This window comes from Microbacterium yannicii (assembly GCF_024055635.1).
GTDB classification, from domain to species: domain Bacteria; phylum Actinomycetota; class Actinomycetes; order Actinomycetales; family Microbacteriaceae; genus Microbacterium; species Microbacterium yannicii.
Window position 1 is genome coordinate 26,087 of the sequence record NZ_JAMXMB010000032.1, and the last position, 14,739, is coordinate 40,825.

At 70.3% G+C, this 14,739-nt stretch carries 13 protein-coding genes; 1 reads left to right on the forward strand and 12 read right to left on the reverse strand.

Going from position 1 to position 14,739, the window contains the following annotated elements; all coding sequences use genetic code 11:
• The first annotated feature begins 33 nt into the window (after positions 1-33).
• Entirely contained in the window at positions 34-693 is a 660-nt protein-coding gene (locus NCG93_RS12545) for a hypothetical protein (protein ID WP_194412308.1), read from the forward strand.
• Between the two features lie 76 nt (positions 694-769).
• Here NCG93_RS12545 and NCG93_RS12550 read toward each other — a convergent pair whose 3' ends face one another.
• The 12 genes from NCG93_RS12550 to NCG93_RS12605 form a co-directional block, all read right to left on the reverse strand.
• A complete protein-coding gene (locus NCG93_RS12550) occupies positions 770-2,551 on the reverse strand; it encodes a glycoside hydrolase family 35 protein (protein ID WP_194412307.1) in 1,782 nt (593 codons plus the stop codon).
• Positions 2,548-3,189: a bifunctional 4-hydroxy-2-oxoglutarate aldolase/2-dehydro-3-deoxy-phosphogluconate aldolase gene (locus NCG93_RS12555; protein ID WP_241741553.1), complete on the reverse strand. Its 642-nt coding sequence runs from the start codon at positions 3,187-3,189 to the stop codon at positions 2,548-2,550. Before NCG93_RS12555 ends, NCG93_RS12550 begins: the two co-directional genes overlap by 4 nt.
• 112 nt (positions 3,190-3,301) lie before the next feature.
• Positions 3,302-4,216: a sugar kinase gene (locus NCG93_RS12560; RefSeq protein ID WP_194412306.1), complete on the reverse strand. Its 915-nt coding sequence runs from the start codon at positions 4,214-4,216 to the stop codon at positions 3,302-3,304.
• Between the two features lie 141 nt (positions 4,217-4,357).
• Entirely contained in the window at positions 4,358-5,206 is an 849-nt protein-coding gene (kduI, locus tag NCG93_RS12565; RefSeq protein ID WP_252787544.1) for a 5-dehydro-4-deoxy-D-glucuronate isomerase, read from the reverse strand.
• A gap of 62 nt (positions 5,207-5,268) precedes the next feature.
• Positions 5,269-6,033, reverse strand: coding sequence for a 2-dehydro-3-deoxy-D-gluconate 5-dehydrogenase KduD (gene kduD, locus NCG93_RS12570; protein WP_206687277.1), 765 nt, complete (start codon positions 6,031-6,033; stop codon positions 5,269-5,271).
• On the reverse strand, positions 6,030-7,001 hold the full coding sequence (locus NCG93_RS12575; RefSeq protein WP_194412305.1) for a fumarylacetoacetate hydrolase family protein: 972 nt from the start codon (positions 6,999-7,001) through the stop codon (positions 6,030-6,032). Before NCG93_RS12575 ends, kduD begins: the two co-directional genes overlap by 4 nt.
• Positions 6,998-8,209 (reverse strand): glycoside hydrolase family 88 protein, encoded by a 1,212-nt coding sequence (locus tag NCG93_RS12580; RefSeq protein ID WP_194412304.1) that lies wholly within the window; start codon positions 8,207-8,209, stop codon positions 6,998-7,000. Before NCG93_RS12580 ends, NCG93_RS12575 begins: the two co-directional genes overlap by 4 nt.
• A gap of 76 nt (positions 8,210-8,285) precedes the next feature.
• Positions 8,286-8,993 carry a ferredoxin-NADPH reductase gene (locus tag NCG93_RS12585; RefSeq protein ID WP_194412303.1) on the reverse strand — a complete coding sequence of 236 codons (708 nt, stop codon included), beginning with the start codon at positions 8,991-8,993 and terminating at the stop codon, positions 8,286-8,288.
• A gap of 4 nt (positions 8,994-8,997) precedes the next feature.
• Positions 8,998-9,957, reverse strand: a complete 960-nt coding sequence (locus NCG93_RS12590; protein WP_425563543.1) for a carbohydrate ABC transporter permease — start codon at positions 9,955-9,957, stop codon at positions 8,998-9,000.
• Positions 9,957-10,889, reverse strand: a complete 933-nt coding sequence (locus NCG93_RS12595) for a carbohydrate ABC transporter permease (RefSeq protein WP_194412302.1) — start codon at positions 10,887-10,889, stop codon at positions 9,957-9,959. The genes NCG93_RS12590 and NCG93_RS12595 overlap by 1 nt, the downstream gene beginning before the upstream one ends.
• Before the next feature lie 182 nt (positions 10,890-11,071).
• Positions 11,072-12,379 (reverse strand): ABC transporter substrate-binding protein, encoded by a 1,308-nt coding sequence (locus NCG93_RS12600; RefSeq protein WP_194412301.1) that lies wholly within the window; start codon positions 12,377-12,379, stop codon positions 11,072-11,074.
• 49 nt (positions 12,380-12,428) lie between these two features.
• Positions 12,429-14,543: a DUF2264 domain-containing protein gene (locus NCG93_RS12605; RefSeq protein ID WP_194412300.1), complete on the reverse strand. Its 2,115-nt coding sequence runs from the start codon at positions 14,541-14,543 to the stop codon at positions 12,429-12,431.
• Positions 14,544-14,739: the final 196 nt, after the last annotated feature.

The window sequence follows — 14,739 nt, forward strand, 5'->3', positions numbered from 1 at the left end:
GTCGCGCCGACGCGTGGGCTCTAGATTGGTCTGGTGCTTCGCCGCCTCGCGCCGCTCCTCCTCGCCGCCGCGCTCGTCCTCGCCGGCTGTGCTGCCGAAGTGCCGGCACCGGCCACCACGACCTCCCCGTCCCCCGCGGCACAGCCCAGCGCGACGCCGACGCCCACCCCGACAACGGCCGGCGCGATCGCTCTCGGCATCGAGGGCCTCGCGTTCACCGAGGGCGGCACATCGGAGACGTTCTCCTTCGACGACCCTGAACCGCTGCTCGCCTTCGTCGAGGAACTCACCGGAGAGCCTCGTACCGGCGAGGACTTCCCAGACCCCTGGGGCAACGGCGACCCGTGGGGAACCCTCTACACCTGGGATGACATCACGGTGTCCGTGCTCAAGGACGGTCCCGCGAGCGTGACCATCCTTGCGCCGGCCGTCGGCGGCATCCCCGTCCGCACCGCGAGCGGCATCGCGATCGGATCCGCGCGTGACGCTGTGCTCGCGACGGGCGGGTGGGACGAATGGGATGCCGACGGCGACGGCCAAGCGGACTACCTCGGCGTGGAGGGGCAAGAGGTGGAAGGCGTGGAATCGCTCAGCCGCCCCGGCCAACCCGGGCGGCAGTTCATCCTGGTGACGCTGGACGGCGACCTCGTCACCGAGCTTCAGAGTCCCTCGAACGACTTCAGCGACATCTGACCGCTATCCGCTCAGGCGCGCAAAGGCCGCGCATAGAGCTTCCTCCCCCGTTGGCGGACCACCGGCTGCCCGCCGACTACTCCTCGCTCGGTCCGAGCTCCGGCTCGGCAACGAAACGGGCGACGGGGTCGGTGACACGATCGAGCTCGATCACGACGATCGAGTTCTCCCCCGCGTGCACCGCAGCGGCCGGCAGGTACAGCGTTCGCTGGGGACCGCTGCGCCAGTACCTCCCGAGCAGGAAGCCGTTGACGAGCGCGTAGCCCTTCCCCCACCCTGCGGTGTCGAGGAACAGGTCGGCGGGTGATTCCAGCGCGAACGACCCGCGCAGGAGGAACGGGGCCACCGTCATACCGGCCACGTCCGAAGACGCGGCATCCGCCACCGCTCCACCCAAAGCTGCGACATCGATCGGCGTCGCGGCCCAGCCGGTCACCGGCACCCCGCCGAGGGTCACGGGGCCGACGAGGCCCTTGGACTCGCCCAGACGTGTGTCGTAATTGACCCGGCCCTGCTCCTCGACGAGCACACGAACGCGGCGTCCGTCCGGCACGACGAGAGCGTCCTCGTGGCGCGTGCGCGACAGCGTGCCGACCGACACCCCGTCGACCGACACCCACGCATGGTCGCGCACCTCGCCGAAGCGCAGGACGCCACCCCGACCCCCGGGAAGCTCAGCCTCGTAGGAGACGAGCGCACTGAGGTGTCCGAGTTCCTCGAAGCTCGGCGGAGTCTCGTGTCGCACCTCGGCCGACGCGGCCGGTGCAGCCGATCCCGCCGACGCGGCCGGCGCCGCCACCGCCGTGAGAGCCACCTCGAACGCGGGAGCCGGGCCGCTGGCCTCGGGCACCTCGTCGGTCACGGGCGCGTAGCGGGCGATCACGTCACGGAACGCGAAGTACTTGTCGGTCGGGTCGCCCCGCTCGTCGAGCGGAGCGTCGTAGTCGTACGACGTCACGATGGGGAGGTATCGGCCCTTGTCGTTGGCGCCGTTGGTCAGGCCGAAGTTGGTGCCGCCGTGGAACATGTAGAAACTCACGGATGCCCCGGCCCCGAGCAGCGCGTCGAGCTCGGCGGCCGACGCGGCCGCGGGGGTCGTGTGGTGGGCGTTGCCCCACCAGTCGAACCAGCCGTCCCAGAACTCCGCGCACATGAGGGGGCCGGTCGGCTGGTGGCGGCGGAGCGTTGCGAGCCGCTCCGTGGCGCGGGAGCCGAACGAGCCGGTCATGTGCGCCCCGGCGACACTCCCGTCGCTCAGCATCTGATCGGTCGGCTGGTCGATGGTGGTGAGCGGAACGGTGATGCCGGCATCCTTCGTCACGCGGACGAGATGCTCGAGATACGCGGTGTCGCTGCCGTACGCGCCGTACTCGTTCTCGATCTGCACGAGGACGACCGGCCCCCCGCGGTCGATCTGGCGGGGAGCGACGATGTCGTAGACCCGCTGGAGGTACGCGGTCACCTCAGCAAGGTAGAGCGGCTCGGAGCGACGCAGCCCGATGTTCGGCATCCCGGTCAGCCACACCGGTAGACCGCCGTTATGCCATTCGGCGCATATGTAAGGGCCGGGCCGCACGATCGCATGCATACCCTCGGCTGCGACGAGGTCGAGGAAGGCGCCGAGGTCGTTCCAACTGGTCGCATCCCACTCGCCCCGTACGGGTTCGTGGGCGTTCCACGCCACATATGTCTCGATGGTGTTGAGCCCCATCAACCGCGCCTTGCGGATGCGGTCGGCCCACTGTCCGGGGTGCACGCGGAAGTAGTGCAGGGCCCCGGCCAGCACTCGGAACGGCTCGCCGTCGAGGAGGAAGTCGGACTCGCCGATCGCGAACGAGCGGGCGTCGGCCGCCGTCATCGGGCGGCCGCGCGCGTGCGGAGCACCTCGGCGAGGCGCTCGAGCTGCGCGGCGTCCTCGAGGGCGGAGCCGACCGCGGCGACGCGTACGCCGGCGTCGAGGAACTCCTCGACGTTCGCCGCGTTCAGGCCGCCGGTGGCGACGAAGCGCACCTGCGGGAACGGGCCGCGGATGTGCGAGAACCACCCGGTGCCGAGCCAGGTCGCCGGGAACGCCTTCAGCCACGTGAGCCCGAGCGAGACCGCCAGCTGCACCTCGCTGGGCGTCGCGACGCCGGGAAGGATCGGGATGCCGGCATCCTGCGCCGCCCGCACCACGACCGGGTCGAGCCCCGGCGAGACGAGGTACGCAGCGCCGGCGTCGGCGGCCAGCGCCACCTGCTCCGGCGTGATGATGGTGCCCGCGCCGACGCTCTTGCCGCGGGCGGCCGCGAGGGTGACGACCTCGCGCAGCGCGCGCTCGTCCTCCTGGGTCTGCAACGGCACCTCGACGGAGTCGATGCCGAGGTCCCACGCCGTCTGCGACAGACGCGCCGAACGCTCGACGCCCATGCCGCGCAGGATCGCCATGAGCGGCGCGCCGGCGAACGCCGTCTCGAACCAGTCGCCGCCGTTCGCGGCATCCATCGTGGTCGTCATGAGTGTGTCCTTCTGCGGGAGCGGTCGATGGTGGTGTCGGGTTCGGGGCGTGTCGCGAGCATGTGGGGCGCGCGGCGCGCGCCCCGAACGTGCGGGATGCGCCCCGAACCGATCATGTCGGGATGCCGGGGGCCGGCGCGACAGGCGCAGGCTCGTCGATCGAGTCGGTGGTGGTCTGCAGGGTGCGCGCAGCGCGCGCGTGCCCCGCGCGCAGGCGGTCGGGCACGGGGGCGCCGGAGAGGCGTCCCGCGAGGTAACCGCCGGCGAACGCGTCCCCGGCGCCGACGGCCTCGACGACCTCGACGACCAGGGCCGGCTCGAACACCTCGTCGGCGTCGGCGAACGCGGTCGCGCCGATGTCGCCGTCCTTGACGATGAGCTCGGCGACGTCCGGCAGCAGTGCGCGCACCTCGGCGGCGGTGGCGGTGCCCCACAGGGTCTCGGCCTCGTCGCGGCCGACGAGCACGACGTCGGCGCTGCGGGCCAGCTCGAGCAGCACCGGGGCGGCGGTCTCGGCATCCCACAGCGGCGCACGGTGGTTGACGTCGAACGACACCGGCACGCCGTTCTCGCGGGCGCGAGCCATGACACGTGAGAGGAACGACGACGCGGATGCCGAGATCGCGGCCGTGATGCCCGACACGTGCAGCAGATCGACGCCGTCGAACGACACCGCATCGGCGTCGGCGTCGGTCAGGTGCGCGGCCGCGGAGCCGCGGCGGTAGTAGAGGACCCCGTTGCCCGGGTCCTTCACGTACAGCCCGGTCGGGTGCGCGCCGTCGAACACGACCCGCGACACGTCGACGCCGCGGGCGGTCAGCTGCCGTGCGATGCGGCGGCCGAGCGCGTCGTCGCCCAGGCGGCTGAACCAGACGGCGCGGTGACCGAGCGCGGCCACGTGGGCGGCGACATTGGACTCCGCGCCGCCGGCGTCGAGCAGGAACGCGTCGGCATCCGTCACGGGCGCCGCGACGACCGGTGTCACCATCGCCATCGTCTCGCCGATCGCGAGCAGAGTGCGGGGCATCCCGCCAGCGTAGTCAGGCCGCGGCATCCGTACCCTCACCAGATTCGGAGATCGCGCAGAATTCGGACGCCTGCGGGGCATCCGTCCGAACCTCGGCGGATCCCCGAGTTCCCCGCCACGCACTCCGGCCAGCGGCAGACGTCATCGCAGGTCGGTGACGGGCGCGGCGTCCATGTCGTCGAAGGCCTGGTTCTCACCGGCCATCGCCCAGATGAACGTGTACGACGACGTGCCGACGCCGGAGTGGAGCGACCACGACGGCGAGATGACGGCCTGACGGTCGGCGATCACGAGGTGACGCGTCTCTTCGCGCTCGCCCATGAGGTGGATGACGCGAGCGTCCTCGGGCAGGTCGAAGTACAGGTAGCACTCGGTGCGGCGGTCGTGCGTGTGCGCCGGCATGGTGTTCCACATCGAGCCCGGGTGCAGCTCGGTGACGCCCATGACGATCTGGCAGCTCTTCACGCCGTTCTCGTGGATGTACTGGTTGAGTGTGCGCCGGTTCGAGGTGAGCTGGTCACCGAGCTCGCGCACGGTGCCCTCGCCGGGCGACACCAGCGCAGCGGGGTAGGCGGTGTGCGCCGGCGCAGAGAAGAGGTAGAACTGCGCACCCGATTCCTCGTCTGCGGCGTCGGCGAACGACACGGAACGGATGCCGCGGCCGAGGTACAGGCAGGCGCCCTTGACGAGCGTGTAGACCTCGCCGTCGGCCGTGACCGTGCCGGTGCCGCCGACGTTGATGATGCCGACCTCGCGGTGCTCGAGGAAGTAGTCGCTGCGGATCTCGGGGTAGCCGCCGAGCTCCAGTACGCCGCCGGCGGGCACGGCGCCGCCGAGCACGATGCGGTCGTGGTGCGTGTAGGTCAGACGGATCTCGCCCGGCACGAAGACGTCGGGGATGAGGTACGTGTCGCGCAGGTCCTGCGTCGTCATGCCCGGGATCTGTGCGGGGTTGGTCGCGTAGCGCTGCGGGATGTTCGTCTGGGTCACGGTTCTCTCCTGGTTCTGCGTGGATCTGTGAGGCGGGTCGGCGTCGCGGGTCGGCGCGGGTGTCAGCGGACGAGCCAGCCGCCGTCGACGGGGATGACGGCGCCGGTGACGTAGGCGGCGGCGTCCGAGGCGAGGAAGACGAAGACACCCTGCAGATCGGATGCCGCGCCCCAGCGTCCTGCCGGGATGCGCGAGAGGATCGATGCGGCGCGATCCTCGTCGGCGCGCAGCGGCGCGGTGTTGTCGGTCGCCATGTAGCCGGGGGCCACGGCGTTGACCGTGACGCCGGCGGCGGCCCACTCGTTCGCAAGCGCCTTCGTGAGACCCGCGACGGCGTGCTTGGACGCGGTGTATGCCGGAACGAGAATGCCGCCCTGGAACGACAGCATCGACGCGACGTTGATGATGCGCCCGCTGCCCTGCGCCAGCATGTGGCGGCCGGCCGCCTGCGACAGGTGGAACACGGCATCGAGGTTGACGGCGAGCACGTCGTCCCAGTCGCCGGCCGGGTACTCCGCAGCCGGCGCGCGGCGGATGGTGCCGGCGTTGTTGACCAGGATGTCGAGACCGCCGAGTTCGGAGATCACCTCGTCGACCGCCGAAGCGAGGTCGTCGGCCGAGGCCGAGACGAGATCCCGCTGCACGCGGTGCACCCGCCGGCCGGTCGCCGCGATGAGGTCGGCGGTGGCCGACGCGTCGCCGCGGTCGAGCAGGGCGACATCGGCGCCCGCTTCGGCCAGCGCGACGGCGGCACCCTGGCCGAGCCCGCGGCTCGAGCCGGTGACGAGCGCGACCTTGCCGTCGAGGCGGAACGTATCGAGGATCATGCGTTGTCTCCTGTGTTGTCGCCGGTCGTCGAGCGGGCGCCCTTCGTCTCGGTCGCTGGCGCTCCCTCGCTCAGGGACCGGAACGAGCGAGACTCGACGGCCGGGTCTTCGGCGACGAATCGGGTGGTGAGCTCGCCGATGCCCGAGATCCGCACCGTGACCGCATCGCCGTCGGCGAGCGGGCGGTGCGCGTCCTGGGCGGCGGGCAGCTTCTGCGGGGTTCCGGTCGAGACGATATCGCCCGGCTCGAGCGTCAGCACCTGGCTGAGGTGATGGATGACGTACGCCACGCTGAAGATGGTGGTCGACGTCGACTGCGACACGGTGACGAGGCCGTCGCGGACGACCTCGACGAGGAGGTCCTGAGGATCTCCCACCTCGTCGGGCGTGACCACGCACGGGCCGAGCGGCGCGAAGCCGTCGGAGCACTTGCCGAGCGCCCACTGGCTCTGCCGCCGCTGCCACGCGCGGTCCGACACGTCGTTGAGGATCGTGTACCCGCCGACGTGGTCCAGCGCGTCCTCCAGGGACACCCGCTGCGCACGCCGGCCGATGACGACCGCCACCTCGCCCTCGTAGTCGACGTCCGTCGCGCCCGGAGGGATCACGACGGGCTCGTTCGGGCCTGCCAGCGTGTTCGGCGTCTTCACGAACACGTCAGGGTACTCGGGGTCGTTCGCGGTCGGATCGACACCGTCCGGCACGTGCCCGCGGTAGTTGTAGCCGAGGCACAGGATCTTGCCCGGCGTCACGGGGGCGCGCAGCGCCGCCTGGTCGAGCGCCGGCAGCCGTGCCGGGTCGGCGTCCGCCGCCTGAGCCCGCGCAGCCGCCAGGGCCGCGGCATCCGTCAGCAGCCCCTCCACCGAGCCGGCGAGATCGCCGAGGTCCAGCAGCCGGTCGCCGTCGACGCCCGCCACCACGGCCGCAGGGCGCGCACCTTCCGCGCCGGCGTACGTGACGAGCCTCACCAGTACTTCCTCCACTCGGGGCGCGCCACGCGCATCAGGGCCTCGAGGTAGAAGTAGTCGCCCCACAGCGTGCCCTCGTCGACGCCGTTGTCCTTCGGCAGGTCGTACACCGAGTGCAGGATGAGCGCGTCCGAGTCCTCGGGTGCCGCGGGCGTGTAGCCCGCGACGAGCGACGCGAGGATCGAGTGCGCGCGAGCGGTCCACTCGGCCGCGCGCGCGGCATCCGTCTCGACCTGCGCGAGCTCCAGCAGACCGCACACCGCGATGGCGGCGGCCGAGCTGTCGCGCGGGGCGTCGCTGCCGTCGGTGTAGACCAGGTCCCAGAAGGGCACCTCGTCGGCCGGCAGGTGGCGCAGGAAGTACTCGGTGCAGCGACGGGATGCCTCGAGCAGGCGCTCGTCCCCGGTCACGGCGTAGTTCATGGCGAAGCCGTAGATGCCCCACGCCTGGCCACGTGCCCAGCACGACTCGTCGAACGCGCCCTGCTCGGTCGCGCCGCGCAGCGGCTCGCCGGTCTCGGCATCCCAGTAGAACGTGTGGAACGTCGAGTCGTCCTCGCGCAGGATGTGCTCGCGGAGCTGCGCAGTGTGTCGCGTGACGGCGTCGGCGAAGCGCTCCTCGCCGGTCTGCTCGTGAGCCCATGTCAGCAGCGGCATATTCATGAGGCTGTCGATGATGGTGCGGCCGCGCTGAGTCGGGTCGGAGAGGTCGCCCCACGCCTGGATGATGCCCGCGGGCTCGAGGAAGCGGCGCATCAGGTGCTCGGCGGCGAGCAGGGAGGCCTGCCGCGCGTCCTCGTCATCGACCAATCGCCAGGCAGCGACGGTCGACAGTGTGTAGAGGAATCCGAGATCGTGGGTGTCGAGGTCCTCCTCGGCACGCACGCGGCGCTCGAAGTCGCCGGTGTCGACCAGCGCCGCCTCCCGGTACGCGTCGTCGCCGCTGAGCTCCCACGCGAGCCACAGCATGCCCGTGCGGAAGCTGGTGGTCCACCCGCGGTTGCCGCCGACCGGGATGCCGCGCTCCGCCGGGCGGAGCCGGTAGCGGTCGTCCACCGTCGTGTCGTCGGGGTACGCGCCCCCGAAGGTCGCGATGTTCCGGCGGATCGTCGTGAGTGCGGCCGCGATGGCGGCGTCCGTCGGAACGGCGGGAGCGGGCGCGTCACCGGACGTGGCTCGGGTGCCCGCAGCGGGCGAGGTGGACGTCATGGGAGGGAATCCTTCGGAAATAGAAGTCTGGAACGGATGCTTCGTCCCGCGCCGTGTGGGCGCGGGTACCGCGGCCTCAGGCCGGCGCAGCCGCCATCTCATCGAGATCGAGTACGGGTCGGAGCGTGTAGCGGGAGTTGGTCCACGCGAAGAAGAGCGCCGCGGATGCCGTCAGCCCGAGGCCGAGCGCGGGTGCGGTGGCGAACACGGCGATCTGCGCGGCGAGCGCAGCCAGCGAGACGGCCGTGAGGTACCAGCGCCGCAGGCTCAGGTAGAGGCTCGCGCGCACCACGTCGCGCAGGCGGGCGCCCGGCACCTCCGCGACCGCGACGAGGGCGACGAGGCCCACCGCGATCGCGACCAGCGCCAGCACCGCGAGCAGCGGCACCGTGATGACGGCCGCGGCGGTGTTCGACAGCATCCGCACGTCCACGAGCAGCACCACGATCGCCACCGTGACGGCCGCGCCGATCACGAGCGCGTGGCGCCACGTGTCGCGCAGGCCGGCGAGGAACGCGCGGATCGGGCCGAGCCCGCCGGCGCCGTGCTCGCGGAAGGCGCGGAACGCGGCCGCGATGCCCGGCGCGGTGAGCGGCGCGGCGAGGGCGAGCAGCGGCCATGAGTACGCCGGGTCGGTGGTGATCAGCAGCACCACCATCGGCAGGCACGCCACGACCAGCAGGAGATTCACGATCAGCGCGAGGTAGATCATCCCGATGAGGGACGCCCACGTCTCGTGCGAGACCAGGCCGTTCAGCCGGCTGAGTGCATTGGGCTTGTTCATGGTGTCAGCCCTTCAGCCCGCTCGTCGCGATGCCCTCGACGAAGTACTTCTGGCCGAGCAGGAAGATGATCGCGATCGGGATGACCGAGATCGTCAGGCCCGCGAACAGCAGCGCGTAGTTGGTGTCGAAGAGGTTCGAGACGAAGCTCTTGAGACCCAGCTGGATGGTCCACAGATCGGGGTTGCGCAGGTAGATGAGCGGCCCGAGGTAGTCGTTCCAGGTGTTGACGAAGGTGAGCAGGGTCAGCGATGCGAGGGCGGGGATCGACAGCGGCAGCATGATCTTGCGCCAGATCGCGTACTCGCTGAGGCCGTCCAACCGCGCGGCCTCGGAGAGCTCCTCGGGGATCGTCTCGTAGAACTGCTTCATCAGGAAGACGCCGAACGCGCCGAACGCCTGCAGCAGGATGATGGCCCACAGCGTGTTGGACACCTTGAAGTTCGACAGCAGGATGAACTGCGGGATCATGTACGACTGCCACGGGACGGCGATCGTGCCCACGTACAGCAGGAAGAGCACGTCACGCCCCTTGAAGCGCATCCGGGCGAAGCCGTAGGCGGCGAACGAGCCGGTGAGCACCTGCAGGAACGTCACGACGACGGCGAGGAACAGCGTGTTGCGGATCCACACCAGCATGTTCGACTCGGTCCAGATGTCGACGTAGTTCTGCCAGACCCACGTCTCGGGGAGCCACTTCACCGGCACCGAGAACACCTCGTTGGCCGACTTGAACGAGCTCAGCACCATCCAGGCGAACGGCGCGAGCAGCGCGATCGCGAAGATGATCAGGCCGACGTACATCGCGATGCGTCCGACGCGGCGGCCGGGGGTGATCTTGTCGCCGTCGGCCGCGCGACGCGGCTTCGGGTCGGAGAGCTTGCGGAGGTTGCGCACCGCAGCGGTCGGGGGCGTGAAGTCCGAGACCAGCTGGTCCGCAGCATCCTTCTCAACTTGCTGGGCCATCAGCTGCTCCGCTTCTTGTTCCAGAGGAACTGCACGATCGTGACGAGGATGCACATGAAGAACAGCGCCACCGCGGCGGCCGACGCGTAGCCGAACTGGCTCTCTTCGAAGCCCTTGCGGTAGATGAACTGCGACATCACGAGGGTGGACTGACCCGGGCCGCCGTCGGTCATGACGAGGATCAGGTCGAAGATCTTGAACGAGTTGATCGTCAGCATCACGGTGACGAAGAACATCGTGGGACGAAGGCACGGCAGCGTCACGTTGACGAACCGCTGCCAGACGTTCGCACCGTCCACGCGCGCCGCCTCGTGCAGTTCACGGGGCACGGTCTGCAGGCCCGCGAGGAACAGGATCATGTAGTAGCCCATGTCGCGCCAGGTGCCGACGATCACGACTGCGGGCATGGCCCACTCGGGCGAGGTCAGCCAGCCGGGAGGGTTCTGGATGCCGATGAACCGGAGGAACTCGTTGATCGGGCCGTACTCGGGGCTGAAGAGCAGGTTCCACACGACGGCGATCGCAACGATCGACGTGATGTACGGGAAGAAGGCGGCGGTGCGGAAGAAGGCGACGCCGCGGAGCTTGTTGTTGAGCAGCAGCGCGAGGCCCAGCGAGACGAGGATCGTCAGCGGGATGTGCAGCGCCGAGTAGTAGAGGGTGTTGAGAACCGAGATGCGGAAGCTGCCGTCGCCGATGAGGCGCTGGAAGTTCGCGAGGCCGACCCAGTCGGCCTTGCCGAACACGTTCCAGTTCGTGAACGACATGTAGAACAGCACGATGATCGGGATGAGGGTGAGCAGCCCGAAGCCGATGAAGTTCGGAAGGATGAAGCTCCACCCGATGAGGGTGTTGCGCAGCCGCAGCTTCGAGCGGCCGCGGCGCACGGGCGGCGGCGCGGTGCCGGCCTCTGTGGCGGTGATGGTCGCCATGGCGGACCTCCAGTGGGGTGGATGTGCGGGGGTGCGGTGACCGGCCGCCGGCGGGGAGCGGGCCGGTCACCGGGTGTCCGGGTGTCGGCGCTCAGGCGCCGCGGATCGGGATCCTCCCGGCAGGCTCGCGATGAGCCGCGAGCCTGCCGGAAGGTGCTGGAACGGGTCGGAAGAGCCGCGGCTCAGTCCGTGCCGACCTCGTTGGCGACGCGGTCCTGCGCCTCCTTGATGGCGTCGGTGACGCTCTTGGAGCCCGACATGATCGCGGTGTGCATGTCGCCGAGGATGCCCTGGACCGCGGCCGCCTTGTTCGAGGTCGGGTTCTCCGGGTGCACCTCGTGGGTCGAGTACGCGAACTTCGACAGGTCGTCCGACGGTGCGCCGTCGACCGAGAAGTACGTCTCGACGACCGGGTCGGTCAGCAGCGCCGGCGTGATGCCGATGCCGGCGAGCACCTGAGCGCCCTCCTCACCCGCGGCGAACGCGAGGAACTTCTTCGCGGCCGCGACCTTGGACTCGTCGATCCCGGCGTTGATGCCGAAGCCGGTCGGGTCGCCGAAGGTGACCGGGGTGTTGTCCAGACCGGCCGTCTTGGAGTCGACCTGCGGGATGGGCGCGATGCCCCACTCGAAGTCGTCGGCGTCGCCCGAGGCCTGCTGCGCGATGAGCGTCGCGACGAACCACGTGCCCATCTGCAGCATCGCGGCGTTCTGCTTGCCGAACTCGCCCTGGTACGTCAGCTGGTTGGCCTTCGCCGTGTTGTAGTCGACCTGGTCGCCTGCGTCCTGGAGCGCGAGCACGTTGTCGTAGAAGGGCTCCATGTACTCGTAGTCGCCCGCGAGGATGTCGCCGTCGGACTGCGCGTTGGCGAAGCCCTGGACCGTCGACTGCCAGTTGTGGAGGTAGGCGCCCTTTGCGGAGCTGCCCGCCGCGGCGAGGCCGTCGGTCAGCGCGGCGGCGGCGTCGCTGTAGTCGTCCCACGTCCACGAGCCGTCCGGGTACTCGACGCCGGCCTGGTCGAAGAGGGCCTTGTTGTAGTACAGAACCCACGAGTCGTTGCGGTAGGGCACCGCGTACGCGGTGCCGTCGAGCTCGTACGACTTCGCACCGCTGATGCCGTCAGGCAGCTCGACGTCCGACACGTCGAGGAGCTGGCCGCCCTCGGCGAAGGTCGGGAGGAACTTGACCTCCTTCTGCGTGATGATGTCGGGGCCGGAGCCGGCGGCGAGGTCGGCGGTGACGAGCGTGTTGTACTCGGTGGCGTCGTAGCCCTTGACCTCGACTGTGATGTCGGGGTTCGCCTCGTGGAACGCGTCGGCGAGCGCCTGGAACTCCGGCGTCGTGTCGATGCTCCAGCCGGAGAGGCTCAGCGTGACCGGACCCGAGGACTCCTCGGGCGCGGCTGCGTCGTCGCCTCCGCCGCTGCAGCCGGCGAGAGCGAGCGTTGCGACCACGGCGATGCCGGCCGCGGCAGCGAATGAGCGCTTCATTCTGGGGGTACTCCTTTGTGATTGCGGACCCGTCTTCGGGCCCATCGGGTTACCGGTTCGCGACGGACGCGGTTCCGGGGTGTGCGAGGCGACTGGTGGTCGCCGTTCCGTCGGGCCAGGTGACCGTGACGGTGGTCTGGTCGCCGTCGGACGCGAGTGCGACGGCGGCCGCCGCATCGGCGGGCGATGCGAGGTCTTCGGTGGTGAGTTCGACGAGCGTGGCGTTCCACTGCCCAGGTGCGACCGGGTAGGCGACGAGCGGAACCGCGGCGACAGGCCCGAGAGGGCTGGCGTCGTCGCGGGTCTCGATGGTGGTCTCGCCGTCGCCGAGCAGGGGACGGATGCGGGAGCTCAGCCCGTTCGCGATCACCGAGGCCGCGGCATCCGTGTTCTTCGACTCCACCGCGGCGTCCTCAGTTGAGGACGAGGCCCGAGTTGAGGAGCCAGGTTCGGCGTTTCGGACCTCAGCTGCGCGCAGCTCCTCAATCGAGGACGAGGGCTCTTCGTCGGACGCGAGGGCCCAGCCGCCCACGCGGAGGCGCAGCGACGCGGCGTCAATGCCGGGCTCGAGCGAGTCGACGCGCGCGAGGCGCACCTCCCACGGACCGCGGACGAGCGAGTGCACCTCGACGACGCCTGCGACCTCGACGTCGCCGTCGACGCCCGAGCCGTGGCGCTGGGCGGACGGACGCACGGTGATCCAGTGGGCCCGTGAGACCGATGCGGCGATGCCGACACGGCCGCCGTCGTCGTCCTGCACGCGCACGTCGATCAGGTCCATCGCGGCACGGTGCGTCGCGCGACCCGCCGGGTCGACCAGGGCGACCGACTGCTCGAGCGGCTCCGACCACGCGCGCTGGTTCGCGAGCGGGCCGGCGGCGGTCGAGTAGCCGATGCGGGCGTACAGCGGCGAGTCGCCGACGAGGCTGCCCTCGGCGGCGTGGTCGGTGCCGTGGTTGGCGATGCGGACGATGCCGTCGGCGCGCGTACCCGAGATCACCCACCCGGCCGGGCGCACCGCGCGCAGCTCGTCTCCGGCCTCGATCGGCAGCGGTTCGCTCTCGGCGGCCCACACCGGGTGATCGGCGGGGAGCGAGATGCCGAGCAGGCCCTTGACCGCCCAGTACGGCGAGCCGGGACCCGAGTACGACTGGGCGAGCTCGCGCCATTCGCCGTGCCAGCCCATGGTGAGGACGCCGTCCTCGCCGGGGGCGCCGTGCTCGGTGAAGTGCGCGACCACGGCGTTGGCGGCACGCCGCAGCTGCCCGAGCGGGACGGAGGGGACCTCTGCGATCGCGCCCACCCAGAACGGGGCGGCGGCCGCGAAGCGGTAGATGAGGCTGCGGCCCTGCACGAGCGGCGAGCCGTCGGCGCCGACGAGGGTGACGGCATCCTGCAGGAAGCGGTCCAGACGCACGATGTCGCCGGCGGTACGGCCGTTCGCCAGCTCGTCGGCGCCCTGCATGCGCGACCACAGCACCGGATACGTGTGCAGTGCCCAGCCGACGTAGTGGTCGTATGAGCGCTCGAAGCCGTCCGAGATCCAGCCGTCCTCGCGGACGAGGCTGTCATGCAATGCCAGGTCGTCGACGACGTCCTCGGCCGACCACGGGCCGCCGACCGAGCGCAGGAACGTCTGCACGACCAGGCGGAACCACAGCCAGTTGGTCTTGGGATAGGTGGAGTCCCCCACGACGGGCGCGAGGTAGGCGATCACGCGCTCCTGCGTGAGGGCGTCGAGGCGGTCCCAGATCCACGGACGCGTCATGTCGAGCACGAGCGCGAGCGACGCGGCCTCGACCTTGGCCTGTGCGTGCTCGTCCAGGCGCACCCAGCGGTCCTCGGCGTCCGGATCGACGCCGGTCACGATGCCGCGGCGGTAGAAGTCTGCGAGCTCCTCGGTGCCCTCGCCGCGCGCACCGGCGATGCGGAACCCGGCGAGCAGGAACGTGCGGGCGAAGCCTTCGAGCCCGTCCACCGCGTGACCGTAACCGCCTTCGGCCCCCGGGAAGTGGATGCGGCCGGCGGCCGGCGACGCATAGGTGCGGGCGGTGTCGAGCAGGAGATCTGCGCAGGCGACCCACTCATCGCGGGTCCACTCCCGCGCAGCCCAGGCGGCACCCGTCGCGTTGCGCGTCGACCTGGTGGGCTGCTGGACCGTCACGGGGATCTCCTTCGATGCCTTCTTCTTGCCGCTGTGTTCGTGGTGCGGGTCTCTCTCCGCGTGCTCAACGGAAAGCGAACGTTTGGGACTGTATCAACCCGATTCGTTCATTGCAAGACTGTTTGAGATTCGTTATGATCGTTTGTGATCGGTTCGATCTCGAATGTGCCCCGAACCGACGCGACGCCCACCGATG

What these genes read in the sequence shown, in the direction of transcription:
- NCG93_RS12580 (WP_194412304.1), bottom strand. Translation starts at nt 8,209, where the DNA reads ATGACGTCCACCTCGCCCGCTGCGGGCACCCGAGCCACGTCCGGTGAC.
- kduD (WP_206687277.1), bottom strand. Translation starts at nt 6,033, where the DNA reads ATGATCCTCGATACGTTCCGCCTCGACGGCAAGGTCGCGCTCGTCACC.
- NCG93_RS12590 (WP_425563543.1), bottom strand. Translation starts at nt 9,957, where the DNA reads ATGGCCCAGCAAGTTGAGAAGGATGCTGCGGACCAGCTGGTCTCGGAC.
- NCG93_RS12560 (WP_194412306.1), bottom strand. Translation starts at nt 4,216, where the DNA reads ATGCCCCGCACTCTGCTCGCGATCGGCGAGACGATGGCGATGGTGACA.
- NCG93_RS12600 (WP_194412301.1), bottom strand. Translation starts at nt 12,379, where the DNA reads ATGAAGCGCTCATTCGCTGCCGCGGCCGGCATCGCCGTGGTCGCAACG.
- NCG93_RS12555 (WP_241741553.1), bottom strand. Translation starts at nt 3,189, where the DNA reads ATGACGACCACGATGGATGCCGCGAACGGCGGCGACTGGTTCGAGACG.
- NCG93_RS12595 (WP_194412302.1), bottom strand. Translation starts at nt 10,889, where the DNA reads ATGGCGACCATCACCGCCACAGAGGCCGGCACCGCGCCGCCGCCCGTG.
- NCG93_RS12550 (WP_194412307.1), bottom strand. Translation starts at nt 2,551, where the DNA reads ATGACGGCGGCCGACGCCCGCTCGTTCGCGATCGGCGAGTCCGACTTC.
- NCG93_RS12585 (WP_194412303.1), bottom strand. Translation starts at nt 8,993, where the DNA reads ATGAACAAGCCCAATGCACTCAGCCGGCTGAACGGCCTGGTCTCGCAC.